The organism is Nocardioides ganghwensis, assembly GCF_014779655.1.
Classification (GTDB): Bacteria; Actinomycetota; Actinomycetes; order Propionibacteriales; family Nocardioidaceae; genus Nocardioides; species Nocardioides ganghwensis.
The window spans coordinates 1-16,547 of sequence record NZ_JACXYX010000022.1; the positions used below are offsets into that span (position 1 = coordinate 1).

The 16,547-nt window shown below is 72.0% G+C and carries 20 protein-coding genes and 1 pseudogene; 8 read left to right on the forward strand and 13 right to left on the reverse strand.

Translation table 11 applies throughout. The features are described 5' to 3' along the window. The 4 genes and pseudogenes from IEZ24_RS22585 to IEZ24_RS19555 all read right to left on the reverse strand — a co-directional run. The coding region (locus tag IEZ24_RS22585; protein WP_191192887.1) for a transposase at positions 1–117 on the reverse strand (117 nt) is incomplete at its 3' end. A gap of 73 nt (positions 118–190) precedes the next feature. Beyond that, positions 191–403 (reverse strand): annotated as a pseudogene (locus IEZ24_RS22590) (IS110 family transposase); the annotation flags it as partial. A gap of 268 nt (positions 404–671) precedes the next feature. Then, on the reverse strand, positions 672–1,088 hold the full coding sequence (locus IEZ24_RS19550; RefSeq protein ID WP_129456790.1) for a DUF2177 family protein: 417 nt from the start codon (positions 1,086–1,088) through the stop codon (positions 672–674). A 165-nt stretch (positions 1,089–1,253) separates the two neighbouring features. Then, the gene (locus IEZ24_RS19555; protein WP_129456789.1) at positions 1,254–2,042 is read right to left on the reverse strand and encodes a hypothetical protein; all 789 of its coding nucleotides are present in this window, start codon (positions 2,040–2,042) and stop codon (positions 1,254–1,256) included. Between the two features lie 236 nt (positions 2,043–2,278). Between IEZ24_RS19555 and IEZ24_RS19560 the strand changes: the two genes are divergently transcribed. Further along, positions 2,279–3,100: a glycerophosphodiester phosphodiesterase family protein gene (locus IEZ24_RS19560; RefSeq protein ID WP_129456788.1), complete on the forward strand. Its 822-nt coding sequence runs from the start codon at positions 2,279–2,281 to the stop codon at positions 3,098–3,100. Positions 3,101–3,109: 9 nt separating this feature from the next. Next, positions 3,110–4,039 carry a DUF5926 family protein gene (locus tag IEZ24_RS19565; protein ID WP_129456787.1) on the forward strand — a complete coding sequence of 310 codons (930 nt, stop codon included), beginning with the start codon at positions 3,110–3,112 and terminating at the stop codon, positions 4,037–4,039. Positions 4,040–4,244: 205 nt separating this feature from the next. Here IEZ24_RS19565 and IEZ24_RS19570 read toward each other — a convergent pair whose 3' ends face one another. The 7 genes from IEZ24_RS19570 to IEZ24_RS19600 all read right to left on the reverse strand — a co-directional run bounded on the left by IEZ24_RS19570 (position 4,245) and on the right by IEZ24_RS19600 (position 9,801). Further along, positions 4,245–4,412 carry a hypothetical protein gene (locus tag IEZ24_RS19570; protein ID WP_165356201.1) on the reverse strand — a complete coding sequence of 56 codons (168 nt, stop codon included), beginning with the start codon at positions 4,410–4,412 and terminating at the stop codon, positions 4,245–4,247. A gap of 74 nt (positions 4,413–4,486) precedes the next feature. Beyond that, complete coding sequence (locus IEZ24_RS19575) at positions 4,487–5,476, reverse strand: adenylate/guanylate cyclase domain-containing protein (RefSeq protein WP_242498598.1); 990 nt, start codon at positions 5,474–5,476, stop codon at positions 4,487–4,489. Positions 5,477–5,486: 10 nt separating this feature from the next. Next, positions 5,487–5,861: a Crp/Fnr family transcriptional regulator gene (locus tag IEZ24_RS19580; protein WP_129456786.1), complete on the reverse strand. Its 375-nt coding sequence runs from the start codon at positions 5,859–5,861 to the stop codon at positions 5,487–5,489. Positions 5,862–5,962: 101 nt separating this feature from the next. Next, the gene (locus tag IEZ24_RS19585) at positions 5,963–7,189 is read right to left on the reverse strand and encodes an arginine deiminase (RefSeq protein WP_129456785.1); all 1,227 of its coding nucleotides are present in this window, start codon (positions 7,187–7,189) and stop codon (positions 5,963–5,965) included. A gap of 32 nt (positions 7,190–7,221) precedes the next feature. After that, complete coding sequence (locus tag IEZ24_RS19590) at positions 7,222–8,358, reverse strand: GNAT family N-acetyltransferase (protein ID WP_165356200.1); 1,137 nt, start codon at positions 8,356–8,358, stop codon at positions 7,222–7,224. Then, positions 8,340–8,945, reverse strand: a complete 606-nt coding sequence (locus tag IEZ24_RS22480) for a TMEM165/GDT1 family protein (RefSeq protein WP_242498597.1) — start codon at positions 8,943–8,945, stop codon at positions 8,340–8,342. The genes IEZ24_RS19590 and IEZ24_RS22480 overlap by 19 nt, the downstream gene beginning before the upstream one ends. Before the next feature lie 16 nt (positions 8,946–8,961). Further along, a complete protein-coding gene (locus IEZ24_RS19600; RefSeq protein ID WP_129456784.1) occupies positions 8,962–9,801 on the reverse strand; it encodes a prephenate dehydratase in 840 nt (279 codons plus the stop codon). A gap of 69 nt (positions 9,802–9,870) precedes the next feature. On the opposite strand from IEZ24_RS19600, the gene IEZ24_RS19605 reads away from it, so the two are divergent. After that, on the forward strand, positions 9,871–10,272 hold the full coding sequence (locus IEZ24_RS19605) for a DUF4446 family protein (protein WP_129456783.1): 402 nt from the start codon (positions 9,871–9,873) through the stop codon (positions 10,270–10,272). A 47-nt stretch (positions 10,273–10,319) separates the two neighbouring features. On the opposite strand, the gene IEZ24_RS19610 is transcribed toward IEZ24_RS19605, so the two are convergent. Then, positions 10,320–11,894: a YegS/Rv2252/BmrU family lipid kinase gene (locus IEZ24_RS19610; protein ID WP_242498596.1), complete on the reverse strand. Its 1,575-nt coding sequence runs from the start codon at positions 11,892–11,894 to the stop codon at positions 10,320–10,322. Positions 11,895–11,953: 59 nt separating this feature from the next. Here IEZ24_RS19610 and serS point away from each other — a divergent pair, with 59 nt between their 5' ends. Genes serS through IEZ24_RS19635 form a run of 5 tightly spaced genes read left to right on the forward strand, consistent with a single transcriptional unit; the run spans position 11,954 to position 15,837 of the window. After that, a complete protein-coding gene (gene serS / locus IEZ24_RS19615; RefSeq protein WP_129456781.1) occupies positions 11,954–13,237 on the forward strand; it encodes a serine--tRNA ligase in 1,284 nt (427 codons plus the stop codon). 39 nt (positions 13,238–13,276) lie between these two features. Further along, positions 13,277–14,116, forward strand: coding sequence for an HAD family hydrolase (locus tag IEZ24_RS19620; RefSeq protein WP_129456780.1), 840 nt, complete (start codon positions 13,277–13,279; stop codon positions 14,114–14,116). 2 nt (positions 14,117–14,118) lie between these two features. Then, a complete protein-coding gene (locus IEZ24_RS19625; protein ID WP_191192888.1) occupies positions 14,119–14,439 on the forward strand; it encodes a DUF1905 domain-containing protein in 321 nt (106 codons plus the stop codon). Beyond that, positions 14,436–15,254, forward strand: coding sequence for an HAD family hydrolase (locus tag IEZ24_RS19630; RefSeq protein WP_129456778.1), 819 nt, complete (start codon positions 14,436–14,438; stop codon positions 15,252–15,254). The genes IEZ24_RS19625 and IEZ24_RS19630 overlap by 4 nt, the downstream gene beginning before the upstream one ends. 10 nt (positions 15,255–15,264) lie before the next feature. Further along, positions 15,265–15,837, forward strand: coding sequence for a hypothetical protein (locus IEZ24_RS19635; RefSeq protein ID WP_129456777.1), 573 nt, complete (start codon positions 15,265–15,267; stop codon positions 15,835–15,837). 86 nt (positions 15,838–15,923) lie between these two features. Here IEZ24_RS19635 and IEZ24_RS19640 read toward each other — a convergent pair whose 3' ends face one another. Continuing rightward, positions 15,924–16,544 carry a bacterial proteasome activator family protein gene (locus IEZ24_RS19640; RefSeq protein ID WP_129456776.1) on the reverse strand — a complete coding sequence of 207 codons (621 nt, stop codon included), beginning with the start codon at positions 16,542–16,544 and terminating at the stop codon, positions 15,924–15,926. Between the last annotated feature and the right edge of the window lie 3 nt (positions 16,545–16,547).

A 16,547-nucleotide genomic window follows, 5' to 3' on the forward strand; every position in this document is an offset into this window, starting at 1 on the left:
GGACGCGGCGTCGGGGAACCGGGCGCGGCAGTCTCCGATCTCGGCCAGGAGTGTGGCGGCGCGGACGGTGCCGGCGCGGGGCAGGGACTGGAAGATCGGGCCGTCGGGGTGGGCCAGGACCTGCTGAGCCGTAGCGGGCGCGCAGGGACTTCACCTGTCGTGCGCTGATGACGAAGACCTGGAATCCGTCACGGATCAGGTGCTCAACCACAGGACCATCGCCGCGTTCGATCCCGACCCGGTCCACGCCATGGCGGCGCAGTAAGGCGGTGATCTTCGCCAGGCCAGGTCGCGTGTGCGACACGGTCGCTTCCTCGATGCGTTGTCCGTCGTTGTCGACGATGCACAGCGCGTGGTGCTGCCAGGACCAGTCGATCCCCGCAAAAGTGGGCGTAGCCTTCATTTCGGGTGCTCCTTCCGTCAGCCCACGGATCAAGCACTCCGGTCCGGGACGTGACTGTCGGTCGCTCACTGAGGCGCTCCGGCAGCCCGCGAGGGCCACGTGGCGCAAAGCCCTATGGCCGATCTGCACGTCCCGGGCCACCAGGCCCTGCAACTCTCAGCCAGGTCATCCCATGAAGGGCGACTCGGTCAGCCTGGCAGTGACCTGGCGGACCCGGGGTGCAGACAAGAGGCCTACTCCTGTCTGCACCTAACGTCCACCAGTGAGGTCAGGCGCTGCGCGCCCAGGCCGGCAGCCGCTGCACCACGGCGTACGTCGTGGTCGACACGGCGGCGGCCAGGAACGTCCCCCAGGCCAGGTCGACCGGGACGAGGGCGGCGGGGAAGTCGCGGATCACGGCGAGGTTGGTGAGGTCCCACGTCGCGTAGGTGACGAGGCCGAAGAACGCCCCGGCCCCCGCGGCGCGCCGCCACGACCCCGCTGCCACGGCCGGGTGGATCACGAAGTAGACCAGCCCGGCGACGAAGAGGGCGTAGAAGACGAACGCCGCACCGACGTCCGGCGACGGCGCGAGCAGGTCGCCGAGGTGGCGGGCGTAGAGGTCCTCGGCGATGGTGCCGAGCCAGACGAGGTCGAGGACGCAGAACACGACGGCGGCGACGACGTACTGGGCTACCCACGGCATGGCGTTCAGCATGACACCGCCGCCCAGCCGGGGGCGGTGGGCGACGGGTGGAGTCGTGAGTGGTGAGCGGTGCGTGAGGCGTGGGTGGGGTTGTGCTGTGCAGGGCCCCACGCACCGCTCGCCGGGCGTGTCGTGGGGACACGCGGGGCTCGGGCCGACGTGGGGTCAGCAGCCGAGCGCGTCGAAGGTGAAGTCGCCGAGGAAGACGGCCTGCTGGCCGTTGCCCGAGGCGTTCCAGTAGTCGAGCCGGAAGCTGCTGACCGGCCCGGGGTAGGTGACGGCGAGGTTGCCGCGGTCGTCGGCGCTGTCGGCGGCGGGGATGTCGTCGTCGTACATCTGCCAGGGCGAGGCCTGGGTGCCGGAGCCCACGACGTAGGACCCGCCGCCGACGCGGCTCGTGGCGACGGCCGTGCGCACGCCGGTCAGCTCGACCTGGTCGCGGTAGTCGTTGCCCGACCCGCGCTGGTCGTTGGAGTCGATGTCGGTGATGGTGAACCGGAGGTTGCTCACCGCTCGTGAGAAGGTCACCTCGACCACCTGGCGACTGGCGTTGCGGCCCTCGAGGATGTCGGTGTTCCACAGCAGCAGCCCGCGCTCCTGCGCGCCGAGGTTGCCGATGTTCGCCGTGTTCTCGACCGTCAGGTTGGTGGCGTGGCGCCGGTCCGCGCCGACCACGGAGTTCCTGAAGGTCACGGTGACCGGGCTGCTCCCCGACGGGCCGGTGACCACCGCGGTCCCGACGTGGACGGCGTTGGCGCCGGCCGGCTTCGCGACCGAGTAGCTCGTGGTGAAGGCGTCGCTGGTGGTGTTGTCGGCCCAGTCCAGGCGCCACGCGTAGGACGTGCTGCCGCAGGACGCGGCGTACGCCGGGACGGCGGTGCTGGCCGCGACGACCGGCACGGTCCAGGCGACGGTGCGCACGACGTTGCGGCGCGACTGCACAGTGGTGCTCATGGCTGTCCTCATCTCCCGCGCAGCACCCCGGCGTGTCCCCACACGCACAAGATCGGGCGCTGTTCTCCGGGCACGCTAGCCACGCCGCGGGTCCGGAGGGGCGGAATGGCCGGGTCGGGGGGCGCGACGGACCGATATCCGACTTTCGTAGCCCGAGCGGTCCAGACCACCCACCAGATGTGGGCACCCGCGAGGACCTCCCGCCGACCGGCCGACGGACGTGCCATGCTCAGCGCATGCGTCGTACGCCGCGCATCCGCCGCCGTCCCCCGCGCCCCACCCGGCCGCAGGTGGTCGCCCACCGCGGGAGCAGCCACGAGACGGCCGAGCACACGCTCGCGGCCTACGTGAAGGCCCTCGACGAGGGCGCCGACGCCCTCGAGTGCGACGTCCGGCTGACCGCGGACGGCCACCTCGTGTGCGTCCACGACCGCGACCTCCGGCGTACGGCCGCCACGCCGGGCCTCGTGTCGACGATGAACCTCGCCGAGCTCGACGAGCTCGACTTCGCCTCCTGGAAGAACCCGTGGTCCGAGCTCGACGACGAGGCGCCCGACCGCGACCCCGAGCACGGCAAGGTGCTCACGCTGCGCAAGCTGCTGGAGACGGCCGCCGACTACGACCGGCACGTCGAGCTCGCCATCGAGACCAAGCACCCGACCCGCTACGGCGGGCTGGTCGAGCGACGGCTGGTCGAGACGCTCGGCGACTTCGGGTGGGACCGCGCTGGCTCCCCGGTCCGAGTGATGAGCTTCTCCGTCAACGCGGTCAGCCGGGTCCGTCGCCTGGCGCCGGACCTCGACGTGGTGCTGCTCGTCGACAAGGCGCACCACTGGCCGGTGCTGCGTCCGGTCGTCGGCGACGACTGGATCATCGGTCCCGGCATCGACGAGCTGCGCGACCACCCCGGGCTCGGCCGGCACCTGGTCAAGGCGGGGCGCGAGATCCACGTGTGGACCGTCAACACCGCCGAGGACCTCCAGATCTGCCTGGACCTCGGCGTGACCGCCGTCATCAGCGACCGGCCGGCCTACATGCTGGAGCTGCTCGGCCGATAGGTTCTCGTCATGGCCAAGAAGTCCCGTACCCGCACCTCGTCCGCTCCCGCTGCCGGCGAGGTCGGACCCCGCCAGCCCTGCCCGTGCGGCTCGGGCAAGCGCTACAAGGCGTGCCACGGTGCTGCCGGCGGCGCCGCACCGACCTTCGTCGCCCGGCCCTTCGAGGGGATGCCGAGCGAGTGCGACGTGATCGCGCTGCGCGAGCTGGTCCCCGCGGCGACCGCCCCGCTCACCCTCAAGGACGGCGAGCGCACCGTACGCCTCGCGACCCTCCTGCCCGGCGCCGCGCCGGCGATGGTCCGCGAGTCCGGCGACGTCTGGCTCGGCCTCCAGGTCCAGCACTCCTACGGCAACCCCGCCCGCGACCTCGGCGCCGTCCTCGAGGCCGCGCTGGCCACCGAGGAGCCCGGCATCGTCGGCCTGATGTCGGCGCCCGGGGAGGGCCCGAGCATCCAGGACCTGATCACCGACGAGTCGCTCGACATCACCGTCCACGACGGCTTCGAGTACTGGATCGACGACATCCCCGAGCGCGACGCCAGCATGGAGGCCGCGCTCGAGCAGGCCAACGGCGGTGTGATGCCGACCAGCCGACTCACCTCGGTCGAGGCGGCGTACTGGACCAACGTCGGGACCAAGGAGCACCTGCGCTGGGTGATGCCGCACCCCGAGGACCAGCTCCTCGACGCGCTCGCGCGCCTGCACGCGGCAGGTCAGGACTCGGTCGCCGAGGGGTCGCGCTTCGTCGGCATGTTCCGCGCCCACGGCCTGCTGGCGCCGGTCTGGGACCTCCCGGTCGGCACCGGCGCCGAGGTGCTCGAGGAGCCCGCCGCGCGGTTCGCGGCCGACCTCGAGGAGGCGCTGAAGGGCGGCGACCTGAGCGCCGCCGAGCGGTCGGCACGGGCAGGACTTGCCAACCGTCAGGTGACGATCCGGTAAGCAGCGCTCCACCGGCCGCCCACCAAGCGGCCACGTGCCGAACACAACCGGGCCAACGGTTGTGCCGGTGCTCACGAGCGGAGTAGATTCGTTCCTGCCCGGTCGTTGTTGTTTCCCCCGTCAACAACGACCGGGCTTTCACATGCCCGGAGCTGCCTCGTCCGCGAGATCACCGACGAGGACCTGGGGCAGGACGCGCGAGCTCCTAGGAGTGGATGCCCGACTTGTCGTGCGCGTCCGGTGGGCGGCCGGTGTTGACCGCCTTGGTCCTGCCGCAGTAGAGGCAGGTGTGGTGGGCTCCTCCGACGTCCCCCACGGGCGGCTCCCAGCTGTGGAGGCCCACCGCGCACCTGATGGTTCGCAACATGCTCATGACGGTGCTCCTGAAGACGATGAGCACCAGTGTGCGCCTCGTGCGGCGGGCCGGACAACGGTGTGCTGGACCAGTCAGTCGTCCGCCTGCCGGGCCCGCACCCGCCAGGCCTCGAGGTTCTTGAACCCCTTGGCCGAGACCCGGCGCAGGCGTCGCCAGCGCCACGGTGAGTCCTCCTCGCCGTCGTGATCCGCGGTCAGGGCCTCGTGCACGCCCGCGTCGACGAGCACCGACCCGGGTCGGGCGGCCGAGGTGAGCCGGGAGGCGGCGTTGACCGTCGACCCGAAGACGTCGCCGAGGCGGCGTACGACCGCGCCGTGGGCGACGCCGGCGCGCACCGCCGGGAACGGGTCGTCCTCGTCGGCCCCGCGGGCGGTCAGCGCCAACGCGACCTCGACGGCGGCGACCGGGTCGGCCACGGTGAACAACACCTCGTCGCCGATCGTCTTGATGACCTGGCCGCCGCGGTCGACGACGAGGGTCGTGGTGTCCTGCTCGAAGGCGTCGACCCACGCGACCAGCTCGGCGCCGTCGAGGCTGCGGCTCTGCGTGGTGTAGCCGACGATGTCGACGAAGCACACCGACATCTGCGCCTCGCTGCTGGTGAGCGTCCCGGCGTCCTCCAGCAGGTGCTGGGTCGCGCTGGCGAGGTGGCGGCGCCAGACGTACGCCTGGAGCGCCTCGACTCGCGGCAGCACGTCGGTCGCGAGGTCGGTGAGGCCGTCGGCGGGATCGCCGGCCTCCACGGCCAGCCCGGCGAGCAGCGTGGTCTGCCACTCGGCGAGCCGGGCGAAGCTCCGCCCCCACGTGCGGACGAGCGCCGCCTGCGAGTCCGGGGGCAGGATGCCGATCCGGACCAGCTCGGCCGACAGGCGCAGCGCCTCCACGTCGCTCTCGGCGAAGGCGACGTCGTCGTCGGTGTGGTGCGGGAAGCCGAGCTGGTGCCACAGCGTCACCGCGAGGTCGAGGGGCACGCCTGCCTTCTCGGCCACCTGGACCCGCGTCAGGCTCGGCGCCTGCCCGAGCAGGTAGGCCTCCATCGCCTCCGCGACGTCGGACGGCACGTCCAAGGACTCAGCCCTGCCCCACGCGCCCCGCGGCGGCGGCCCGCAGCGCGGCACCGAAGCTCGGGATCTCGTCGGCGAGCTCCTCGATCTTCTCGCTGGTGAAGTGCACGACGCTCAGCGGCGTCAGCGCGACCACGGTGGCCGAGCGGAGCGTACGGTTCACGATCGCGGTCTCGCCCACGACGGCGCCGGGGCCGAGGGTGGCGATCTCGACGCCGCCCTTGCGGACCGACACCCGACCGGCAGTGATGAGGTACGCCTTGTCGGCGGGGGTGCTCTCCGCGATGGGCGACCAGCCCTGCGGGAGCGTCAGCGCACGACCTGCGGCCAGGACGCGCTCGGCGTCGGCGGGCGGCAGGGCCTCGAGGATGGACTCAGTCATGCCACCTCAACGATCCACCGGGGCGAACGTGATGCCCCGCGGACGAATTCGGTCAACAGGTGTGCACTGGGTCGTCGTGCCAGCGACCCACGCCGGGGGCGTCAGTCGGTGTGCAGCGGCTCCCGGGAGATCGGGCAGCTCATGCAGCGCGGGCCGCCGCGGCCCGAGCCGAGCTCGGAGCCCGCGATCCGGACGACCTCGATGCCGGCGTCCTCGAGCCGGTCGTTGGTCTCGTCGTTGCGCTCGTAGGCCACCGCCACCCGTGGCGCGAGGGCCAGGGTGTTGTTGCCGTCGTCCCACTGCTCGCGCTCGGCGGTGACCGGGTCGAGGCCGGTGTCGATCTGGTGCAGCGTGTCGATCTGCATCGCCTTGGCCGCCGCCACCAGGAACGGCTCGGACTCGCTGACGCTCAGCGACAGGTCGGACTCGCCCGAGCCCGGGTCGTCGAGGGTCACGGTCACCGCGCGGAGCGTGTCGGCGACGTTGGGGTACATCACGACCTTGTCGACGTCGACCATCGTGCAGACGGTGTCGAGGTGCATCGTGGCGCGCTCCTGCGCGATCGGCACCGCCAGCACGGTGTGGGCGAGGTCGGCGTGGAAGACCTGACGGGCCAGCCGCTCCACGCCCGCGGGAGTCGTACGCTCACCGACGCCGACGGCGATCACGCCGGGTGCCAGCAGCAGCACGTCACCACCCTCCACGTGCTCGTTGTGCCAGCCGTGGATCTTGCGGGTGCCGGCGAAGCGCGGGTGCTCGGTGTAGATCAGCTCGGTCAGCTGCGTCTCGCGCTTGCGGGCCGGCATCGCGAGGCTGGTCACGGCGACGCGGTCGCGGACCCACACGCTGGAGTCGCGGGTGAAGAGCAGGTTGGGCAGCGGGTCGATGAGGAAGTCGTGCGGGTCGAGCAGGCTGGTCACCAGGCCGTGGCCGCCCTTGACCTCGTCGTTGCGGATGCCGGCGGTCAGCACGTCGGTGAGCTCGGCCGGCGAGCACTCGCGCAGCGCCTGGGCGAGGTAGCGGCGCATGGTGTCGCCGAGGTGCAGGCCGGACAGTGCGCTGGTGATCGCGTGGTTGCGGGCCAGCTCGCTCTCCAGCGTCTCGGTCAGCAGCTCGGTCAGGTAGAGGACCTCGACGCCGCGGTTGCGCAGGGTCTCGGCGAAGGCGTCGTGCTCCTCCTGCGCCCGGCTCACCCACGGGATGCCGTCGAAGAGCAGGCGGTCGTTGTTGCGGGGCGTCAGCCGCTTCAGCTCGTTGCCGGGGCGGTGGAGCATGACGGTGGCCAGGCGGCCGACCTCGCTGTCGGCTCCGTGAGGGGTGGTGACCATGTCGCGGACTCTATCGCTCTCGTGCGGCGCGCTCAGGCGCCCGCGGCCCACTCCTCGCGCAGCAGGGCGTACTCGTATGAGCTGGTCCAGGTGCCCTTGGACCAGAAGTCCGCGACCCGGTCGACCTCGCGCCGCATCCCGAGCCGCTCGCAGAGCGCGGCGGAGCGGTCGTTGCGGGCGTCGAGGTTGGCGACGATCCGGCGCAGGCCGAAGTGCTCGAAGCCCAGGCGCAGCACGGCCCGCGCGGCCTCGGTCGCGTAGCCGTGGCCGCCGAACCCGGGCAGGACCGTCCAGCCGATCTCGCCCTCGCTGAGCCCGGTGCCCTGGAGGTGGAGCATCGAGTCGCCGACCACGGTGCCGTCCTGGGTGGCGACGGCGAGGCTGATGAACAAGCCGTCCCCGAGCTCCGTCCGGCGCCGGACCATCTCGCCGACCTCGGCGCGGTTCATCGGCCGGCTCAGCAGCAGGCTGGTCCACTCCTCCGACGCCCACCCGACGGCGAAGGCGTCGGCGTCCGCGGGCTCGTAGGGACGCAGCACGAGCCGCTCGGTGCGCAGCGGCCAGGTCGGCGGGGTCGGGGTGAGGAACTCCGCTCGGGGCGCGTCGACCCACTGCTCGCGGGAGGTCGGGCCGCCGAAGCGGAGCCGGTCGTACGCCGTCATCGGCCGCAGCATCGAGTCGAGGCCGGGCACGCCGAGCACGCCGTCCACGGCCTCGCCGAGCATGCCGCGGGCGACCGGGTCGTGCGGATCGCGGCGCAGGAGGTCGACGGCCGCCGCGGCCTCGGCGATCCGCTCGGCCTTGTGCTTGATGCGCATCGGGAGGACCTCGCGCAGACAGACGTACTGGCCGGACAGGTACGCCACCCACTCCTGCTCGCCGGTCTCGGGGTCGCCCTCCCAGAACGCGACGAACCAGTCGTGCAGCCGGTCGATGCCGCCGGCGATCTCCGCGGGTCTGCCGTGGTCGGCGGGCACCATCGGCGTGCCGTCACCGAGGACGTACGACGGCAGCGGCAGGCGGTCGGCCAGCATCAGCTCCAGCGCCTCGACGCTCGCCGGGACGAAGTGGGCGCGGACGTAGGCGTCGTCCTCCGCGGTCATCGGGTGGTCGCCGTTGACGGCGACGAAGCGGTCGTGGACCGACTGCCTCAGCGTGTCATCTCCCACACGGTCAAGGCTGCCATGAACACGCAGACCGTCGCACCGACATAGTGGAGGACCGAGAGGCGTACGCGCTGCAGGAGCAGGCGGCCCACGATCACGGCCAGGCCGGAGACGGCGAGCAGGGCGCCCCACGCGCCGAGGAAGACCGACACCGGGTCGTCGTACTTGGCGACGAGCGAGATCGTCAGCAGCTGGGACAGGTCGCCCCACTCGGCGGCGAAGAGCACGAGGAACGACGTCGCGACGACCTTGAAGCCGTGCGCGCCCGAGTCGGCCTTCGCGGCGTACTCGTCCTCCTGCGCGCCCTCGTCGGTGTCGGCGGTGCGGGCCGCGCGGAACAGGATGACCGCGCCGATCACGAACATCAGGGCCGCGACGACGTGGACGAGCTGGTCGGGCAGGAACGACGCGGCGGTGCCGAGCCCGACCGCCACGCCGGTCTGGACGAAGAAGGCGAGGGCGACGCCGATCCAGACGAAGAGCGGACGCATCTTCGTGGACATCACCAGCGTGGCGATGAACGTCTTGTCGGGGAGCTCGACGACGAAGATGGCACCGAAGGCGAGGGCGACCACGAGGAGATCGATCACCGCGCGAGTGTCTCAGTCACTCCGCCCGGAAGGCGTCGGCGGGGTAGACGCCCAGGACCTTGACCTCGGTGGTGAAGAACGCCAGCTCCTCGAGCGCGTTGCGCACCGGCGGGTCGTCGGGGTGGCCGTCGACCTCGGCGAGGAACTGGGTGGCGGTGAAGTGGCCGCCGACCATGTAGGACTCGAGCTTGGTCATGTTGACGCCGTTGGTGGCGAAGCCGCCGAGCGCCTTGTAGAGCGCCGCCGGCAGGTTGCGCACGTTGAAGATGAAGGTCGTCACGACCGGCCCGTCGCCGCTGGGCGCCTGCTCGAAGTCGCGCGAGAGCACCACGAAGCGGGTGGTGTTGTGGTCCTCGTCCTCGATCTCCTCGCGCAGCACCTTCAGGCCGTAGATGTCGGCGGCCAGCGGCGGCGCGATCGCGGCCTGGGTCGGGTCGCCCGACTCGGCCACCTCCCGTGCGGCGCCTGCGGTGTCACCGGCGACCACCGGGGTGAGGCCGAGCTCGCGGATCACGCCGCGGCACTGGCCGAGGGCGTGCACGTGGCTGTGCACGGTGCGCAGCGAGTCGATGCTCGCCTCGGGCAGCGCCATGAGGGAGAACTGGATGCGGAGGAAGCGCTCGCCCACGATGTGCAGGTCGGAGGTCGGCAGGAAGTGGTGGATGTCGGCGACCCGGCCGGCGATCGAGTTGTCGATCGGGATCATCGCGAGGTCGGCCTCGCCGCTCTCCACGGCGGCGAAGGCGTCCTCGAACGACGCGCACGGCAGCGGCTCCCACTCGGGGTAGGCCTGCTGGCAGACCAGGTGGGAGTTGGCGCCGGGCTCTCCCTGGTAGGCGATCCGTCGGGCAGTCACGTCCGCGAGTGTGTCACCTCCGGCCGTGTCCGACCGGCCGTGACCGTCCCCCGAACATAGGGTCGCCCCATGCTCGATGTCGTTGCCGTCGCCCTCGCCGCCGTGGCCTGCGTGGTCGCCGGCCTCGCGCTCCGCCGTACGCCGTCACGTCCCGCCGCGGACGGCGTCGACGCGCTGCCCGAGGACGTCCACGGCCTGCGGCAGGAGGTCGCGGCCCTCAAGGCCGAGAGCGCCGACGCGCTGCGCCACCTCTCGGTCGTGCGCTACGACGCGTTCGGCGACGTCGGCGGACACCTGAGCTGGAGCCTGGCCGTGCTCGACGACGCCGGGCACGGGGTCGTGCTCACCTCGATCCACGGCCGCAGCGAGGCCCGGACCTATGCCAAGTCGATCTCCTCCTGGTCGTGCGAGCAGCAGCTCTCGCCCGAGGAGGAGGAGGCGATCGAGCACGCGCGTCCTCTTGGCGGCTGAGCCGCGAGCGGAGCGAGCACCCAGGCGCCTGAGGCCACCTCCGAACCTCAGCGCGGCACGCGCACCAGCAGCCGCCCGTGGATGCACTCCATGTGCAGCTCGCGGCCCTCGCCGATGGAGTCGCCGTCGAGCTGGCGGGGGGTGTCGGAGGACGCCCTGACCCGCACGCGGGAGCCGGTGCGGCGGTCGAGCGTCTCGTCGACGATCGTGCTCTTGGCGAGCACCCGCATCGCCACGGTGATCCAGGACAGGAACTGCCGCGGGTGGATGATCACGACGTCGAGGATGCCGTCGTCGATCGTCGCGTCGGGCAGCAGCGGCATCCCGGCCTGGAGGAAGCCGACGTTGCCGACCACGACCGTACGGGCTCGGTGGACGGTGGGCTCCTGGTCGTCGATCTGGATCTCGACCTTGATCGCGGGGAACATCAGCGACTTCAGGCCGGAGACGACGTAGGCCACCCAGCCGATCTTCTTCTTGATGTCCTCGTTGACGCCCTCCATGATCGCGGCGTCGAAGCCCATGCCGGCCATCACCATGAAGTGGGTGTCCTCGATGCCGTCGCCGCCGACCTTGACCAGGTCGATCGCCCGGTCCTGGCCGTTGAGCGCGACGTCGATCGCCGAGCGCAGGTAGAGCGGGATGTCGAGGTTGCGGGCGAGCAGGTTGCCCGTGCCGGCCGGGATGATCCCGACCGGGATGCCGGTGCCGGCGAGCTCGGCGCAGACCTCGCGCACGGTGCCGTCGCCGCCGCAGACCAGCACCAGGTCGGCGCCCGAGACGGCGGCCCGCTCGGCCATGCCGGTCCCGGGGTCCTCGACGGTCGTGTACTGCCAGGTCGGCTCGGACCAGCCGGACTCCTTGGCCATCGTGCCCACGATCGCGCGGAACTGGCCGACGTCCTCGACCTTGATCGGGTTGAGGATCACCGCCAGCCGCTTCTCCGAGGCGTAGACCTCGGGCAACGGCTCCGCCTTGGCCGCGGTCGAGCGCGGCCGCGGGTCGATGAAGGCCAGGGCCAGGAAGAAGACCGTCAGCGCGAGCAGCGCCCCGCCGATGACGTCGGTCGGGAAGTGGCGCCCGAGCAGCACCCGGTCCACCCCCACCAGCAGCCACCAGGCCACGACCACCGCGATCCCCGTACGCCGCAGGCTCGCCCGGCGTACGAAGAGCACGAGCAGCATGACGAGGATCGCCGAGAAGGCCGCGACCGAGGACGCGTGCCCCGACGGGAAGCTGTTGTTGACGTGGCGACCCAGGGCGTCCTGCCAGTCGGGCCGGTCGCGGCCGAGCCCCAGCTTGAGCCCCGTGGTGGCGACCGAGGTCACGAGCATCACCACGACCGCGAGCAGCGCCGCCCAGCGCTGGCGGCGCAGCAGGAGCGCGCCGGCGAGCAGGACCGTGAGGACCGTCATCCCGATGGTGCCGAAGGCGACCTCGACCACCCGCAGCGTGTCGATCAGCACCGACTGGTCGTCGGCCCAGTCCTCGAGCCGACGACCCTCGACGTCGAAGGTGTCGAGGGGCGACCGGTCGCGGGTCACCAGGTAGGCGAGGACGCCGAAGAGCAGCGCGGCCACGGCGGCCCAGGTCAGGCTGCGGGTGCGGGAGGCGGGAGTCACCCGCGAAGTATGCCCAAACCGATTGCTGTGGCCCACGCCCATCCGGCTAGCCTCTGTCTGTGATCGACCCTCGCCTGCTCCGTGACGACCCCGACCGCGTACGCGCCGCCCAGGCCAAGCGCGGGCTGTCCGACGACGTGGTGGACCGGGCACTGGCGGCCGACTCCGCGCGACGCCAGGCGATCGCCGACTTCGAGGCCCGCCGCGCCGAGCAGAAGGCCAGCGGCGCGCTCGTCGCGAAGGCGCAGGGCGAGGAGAAGCAGGCCCTGCTCGCGCAGGTCAAGGAGCTCGCCGCGGGCGTCAAGGAGGCCGACGCGGCCCGTACGAGCGCCGAGGCCGCGTGGGACGAGGCGATGAAGGCGATCCCCAACATCGCCGACGACGCCGCCCCGGCCGGCGGCGAGGAGGACTACACCGTCCTCGAGCAGGTCGGCACGCCCCGCGAGTTCGACTTCGAGCCGCGCGACCACGTCGAGCTCGGCCAGCTGCTCGGCGCCTTCGACCTCGAGCGCGGCGCCAAGGTCAGCGGCTCGCGCTTCTACTTCCTCACCGGCATCGGCGCCCAGCTCCAGCTCGCGCTGGTCAACATGGCGATGGACCAGGCCCGCGCCGCCGGCTTCGTCCAGGCGGCCGCGCCGTCGCTGGTGCGCCCGCGCGCGATGGAGGGCACCGGCTTCCTCGGACAGGCCGCTGACGACGTCTACCGGATCGAAGGCGAGGAGCTCTACCTCGTCGGCACCTCGGAGGTGCCGATGGCGGCCTTCCACTCCGACGAGATCCTCGACGCGGGCTCGCTGCCGCTGCGCTACGCCGCGTTCAGCCCGTGCTTCCGCAAGGAGGCCGGCTCGCACGGCAAGGACACCCGCGGCATCTGGCGCGTGCACTGGTTCGACAAGGTCGAGATGTTCGTCTACACGACCGTCGAGGAGTCGTACGCCGAGCACCAGCGCCTGCTCGCCTGGGAGAAGGAGTTCCTCGACAAGCTCGAGCTCTGCTACCGCGTGATCGACACCGCGGCCGGCGACCTCGGGCTCAGCGCGTCGCGGAAGTTCGACTGCGAGGCCTGGATCCCGACCCGCCAGGGCTGGGGCGAGCTCACCTCGACCTCCAACTGCACCGAGTTCCAGGCGCGACGCCTCGACATCCGCACCCGGGTCGAGGGGCGTACGACGCCGGTCGCCACGCTCAACGGCACGCTGACCGCGGTGACGCGCGCGATCGTCGCGATCCTGGAGACGCACCAGAACGAGGACGGCTCGGTCACCGTGCCGCAGGCGCTGCGCCCCTACCTCGGTGGCCTCGAGGTCATGAAGCCGCTCGGGTCCACCTCCTCCGCCGGTTGAGCAGTGAGCGAAGCGAGCGTGTCGAAACCAACGACGTCGGTGAGCACCGACTGGACGCCCAAGGTCGTCGCCCTCGACATCGACGGCACCCTGCTCAAGTGGGTCGACGGGCAGAGCGAGGACTACGAGACGATCACCGAGCCGGTCTACGACGCGGTGCACCGCGCCCTCGACGCCGGCGCCCACATCGTGTTGTCGAGCGGTCGCTCGCCGCACGGCATGACGCGGATCGCCGACCTGCTCGACATCCCGCGCGAGGAGGCCGACCAGCTGTGGGTGGTGGCGTCCAACGGCGCCGTCGTCTTCCGCTACCCGCCGATGGAGGTCGTCCACGAGGAGACCTTCGACGCGGCCCCTGCGGTGGCGGCCGTGCTGGAGCACCACCCCCGGGCGCTCGTCGCCGTCGAGGAGCGCGAGGTCGGCGGCTACCGGGTCAACCGCGTGTTCCCCGAGGGCGAGCTGTCCGGCGAGCAGCTCATCACCCACGTCGATGACATCGTCGGCGAGCCGGTCAGCCGCGTCATCGTCCGCGACCCCGACGCCACCGCCGACGACTTCATCGAGCTCGCCGCCAACCTCGGCCTGCACGGCACCGACTACGTCGTCGGGTGGACCGCGTGGCTCGATCTCTCCCCGGTGGGCGTGTCCAAGGCGTCGGGCCTCCAGCACGTCTGCGACAAGCTCGGCCTCTCCGCCGCCGACGTCCTCGCCATCGGCGACGGCCGCAACGACATCGAGATGCTGCGATGGGCCGGTCGCGGCGTGGCGATGGGCCAGTCGGTCGACGAGGTGAAGGCCGCGGCCGACGACGTGACCGCGTCGGTCAACGACGAGGGTGCGGCGGTCGAGATGTCGCGCTGGTTCCCGCAGGGCTCCTGACCGTGGACGCGGGGCTCACCTTCACCGCCGAGCTCTGGCGCTGGACCGCGCGCAAGGAGTCCGCCGACTCCGGCTCGTGGTGCTTCGTCACCCTGCCCGTCGAGCTCGCCGACGACGTGCGCGAGCGCGCCGGCGAGCCGCGCGGCTTCGGCTCGGTGCGCGTACGGGCGAGGGTCGGCGAGACGGAGTGGGACACCAGCGTCTTCCCCGACGCCGCGTCCGGGAGCTTCGTGCTGCCCGTGAAGAAGGCCGTCCGCACGGCCGCCGGGGTCACCGAGGGCGACGAGCTCACGGTCACGCTCACCGTCCGCGACGGCACATGACCGACACCCCGCGCCTGGTCGCGACCGACCTCGACGGCACCCTGCTCGACTCCCAGGGCCGGGTCTCGGTGCGCACTCGTGCGGTGCTCGACGAGCTCGACGCCGCCGGGGTGCCGGTCGTCTTCACGACCGGTCGGCCGATCCGCTGGATGGAGGAGCTGTGGGAGGCCGTCGGCGGGCACGGCCTCGCGATCTGCAGCAACGGCGGGATCGTCTACGACGTCGCGCGCCGCGAGGTGCGGGACTACCACGCGGTGCCGCGCGAGGTCGGGCTCTCCATCGCCGAGCAGGTCCGTGCCGCCGTCCCCGGCACGAGCTTCGCGATCGAGCACCTCGCAGGGTGGACGAGCGAGGTCGGCTTCCCCTCCCACGCCGACGACAGGTCCTCTGCGCGGACGCAGGGCGACTACTCGGAGATCTACCGCGACGACGTGGTCAAGATCCTCGCCGTGCACCGGGAGCTCGACCCGGAGGAGTTCTGGGAACGGGTGGAGGCCGCGGTGGGCACCGAGGTGGTCACCACCTGGTCGTCGTCGTTCGCGCTCGTCGAGATCAGCGCCGCAGGCGTCACCAAGGCGACCACCCTGGCCATGGTCGCGGCGGAGATGGGGCTGGGGCCCGAGGACGTGGTCGCCTTCGGCGACATGCCCAACGACCTGCCGATGCTGGAGTGGGCGGGGACGTCCTACGCGATGGCCAACGCGCACCCGTCGGTGCAGGACCTCGCCGACCACCTCGCGCCGCACCACGACGACGACGGCGTCGCCGCGGTGCTGGCCGACCTCTTCGGTCTTTCCTCCGGTCCGTCTCGATAGGCTGCCCGCCATGATCCGCGCCGTACGCCTCGCCGCCGCACTGCTGTTCGCGTGCCTGGGCCTGGTCGTCACGGTCCAGGCGCCCGCGTCGGCGGAGTGCACGTGCAAGCCGGGCCGGCTCGAGCAGCAGGTCGAGCGCGCCGAGGCGGTCTTCATCGCCACCGTCGACAACGTCGAGGTCGCCGGCAACGACCACACCTACGACGTCACCGCGTCGCGGGCCTACCAGGGCACGCCGGAACGCTCCACCCAGGTCTTCTCCGCCGGTGGCCGCAACGCGTGCGGCCTCGGCGAGCTGGCCGTCGGGACCTCCTACGTCTTCCTCGCCACCGGCACCGAGGCCCCGTTCGAGGCCGACAGCTGCAGCGGCACGAGCGTGGCCAACCCCACCAAGGTCGCCAAGATCGAGAAGCTCCTCGGCGAGGGCACGTCCGTCGAGCCGCCCCCGCCGCCGAAGGCCGTGCGCACGCTGGTCGAGGACTCCCCGCCCGCCGGCTTCGCCCGTACGGCCGCCCCCGGCGCCGCGGCCGCGATCATCGGCCTGCTCGGCCTCGTCGTCGTACGCCGGCTCGGGCGCCGCTGACCCACCCGGACTCGCCACCGGACTACGCACGGCCGGGGGCGCGAGGGTGTGGACGGCCGGGCCGAGGGTGTGGGCCGCCGGCAGCGTCAGAGGTACATGCCGCCGCCGCGGCTCCCCGCGGGGTCGTCGGCGTCCTCCGTCGGCATCGTGGGCATGCCGGGCGGCGCCTCCTGGGTGTGCCGGCCGTGTCCGGCGGGCAGCGCGCGACGCATCTGCTCGAGCTGGGCGCGCGAGGCCATCTGCTGGGCGTAGATCGCGGTCTGGATGCCGTGGAAGAGGCCCTCGAGCCAGCCGACGAGCTGGGCCTGGGCGATCCGCAGCTCGCCCTCGGAGGGGGTGCCGTCCTCGGTGAACGGCAGCGAGAGCCGCTCGAGCTCCTCGACCAGCTCCGGCGCGAGGCCGGTCTCGAGCTCCTTGATCGAGGCGGCGTGGATGTCCTTGAGGCGGTTGCGGCTGGCCTCGTCGAGCGGCGCCGCCTTCACCTCCTCGAGGAGCTGGCGGATCATGCTGCCGATGCGCATCACCTTGGCCGGCTGCTCCACCAGCTCGGTGATGTGGCGCTCGCCGTCGCCGTCGTCCCCGTCGTCGCCGGTCGCCTGCGTCATCGACGGCAGGGCGCTCGCCGGTATGGTGCCGATCGGCTGGCCGTCGGGTCCGACGACCACGACGTGCTCCTCGCCCTCGGCGGGCTGCTGCTGCTCGGTCATGGC

Bases quoted from the DNA above. Each gene is read 5' to 3' on its own strand.
- IEZ24_RS19585 (WP_129456785.1), bottom strand. From the start codon at position 7,189: ATGGTCACCACCCCTCACGGAGCCGACAGCGAGGTCGGCCGCCTGGCC.
- IEZ24_RS19550 (WP_129456790.1), bottom strand. From the start codon at position 1,088: ATGCCGTGGGTAGCCCAGTACGTCGTCGCCGCCGTCGTGTTCTGCGTC.
- IEZ24_RS19640 (WP_129456776.1), bottom strand. From the start codon at position 16,544: ATGACCGAGCAGCAGCAGCCCGCCGAGGGCGAGGAGCACGTCGTGGTC.
- IEZ24_RS19560 (WP_129456788.1), top strand. From the start codon at position 2,279: ATGCGTCGTACGCCGCGCATCCGCCGCCGTCCCCCGCGCCCCACCCGG.
- IEZ24_RS19635 (WP_129456777.1), top strand. From the start codon at position 15,265: ATGATCCGCGCCGTACGCCTCGCCGCCGCACTGCTGTTCGCGTGCCTG.
- IEZ24_RS19570 (WP_165356201.1), bottom strand. From the start codon at position 4,412: ATGAGCATGTTGCGAACCATCAGGTGCGCGGTGGGCCTCCACAGCTGG.
- IEZ24_RS19555 (WP_129456789.1), bottom strand. From the start codon at position 2,042: ATGAGCACCACTGTGCAGTCGCGCCGCAACGTCGTGCGCACCGTCGCC.
- IEZ24_RS19605 (WP_129456783.1), top strand. From the start codon at position 9,871: ATGCTCGATGTCGTTGCCGTCGCCCTCGCCGCCGTGGCCTGCGTGGTC.
- IEZ24_RS19580 (WP_129456786.1), bottom strand. From the start codon at position 5,861: ATGACTGAGTCCATCCTCGAGGCCCTGCCGCCCGCCGACGCCGAGCGC.
- IEZ24_RS19565 (WP_129456787.1), top strand. From the start codon at position 3,110: ATGGCCAAGAAGTCCCGTACCCGCACCTCGTCCGCTCCCGCTGCCGGC.
- IEZ24_RS19630 (WP_129456778.1), top strand. From the start codon at position 14,436: ATGACCGACACCCCGCGCCTGGTCGCGACCGACCTCGACGGCACCCTG.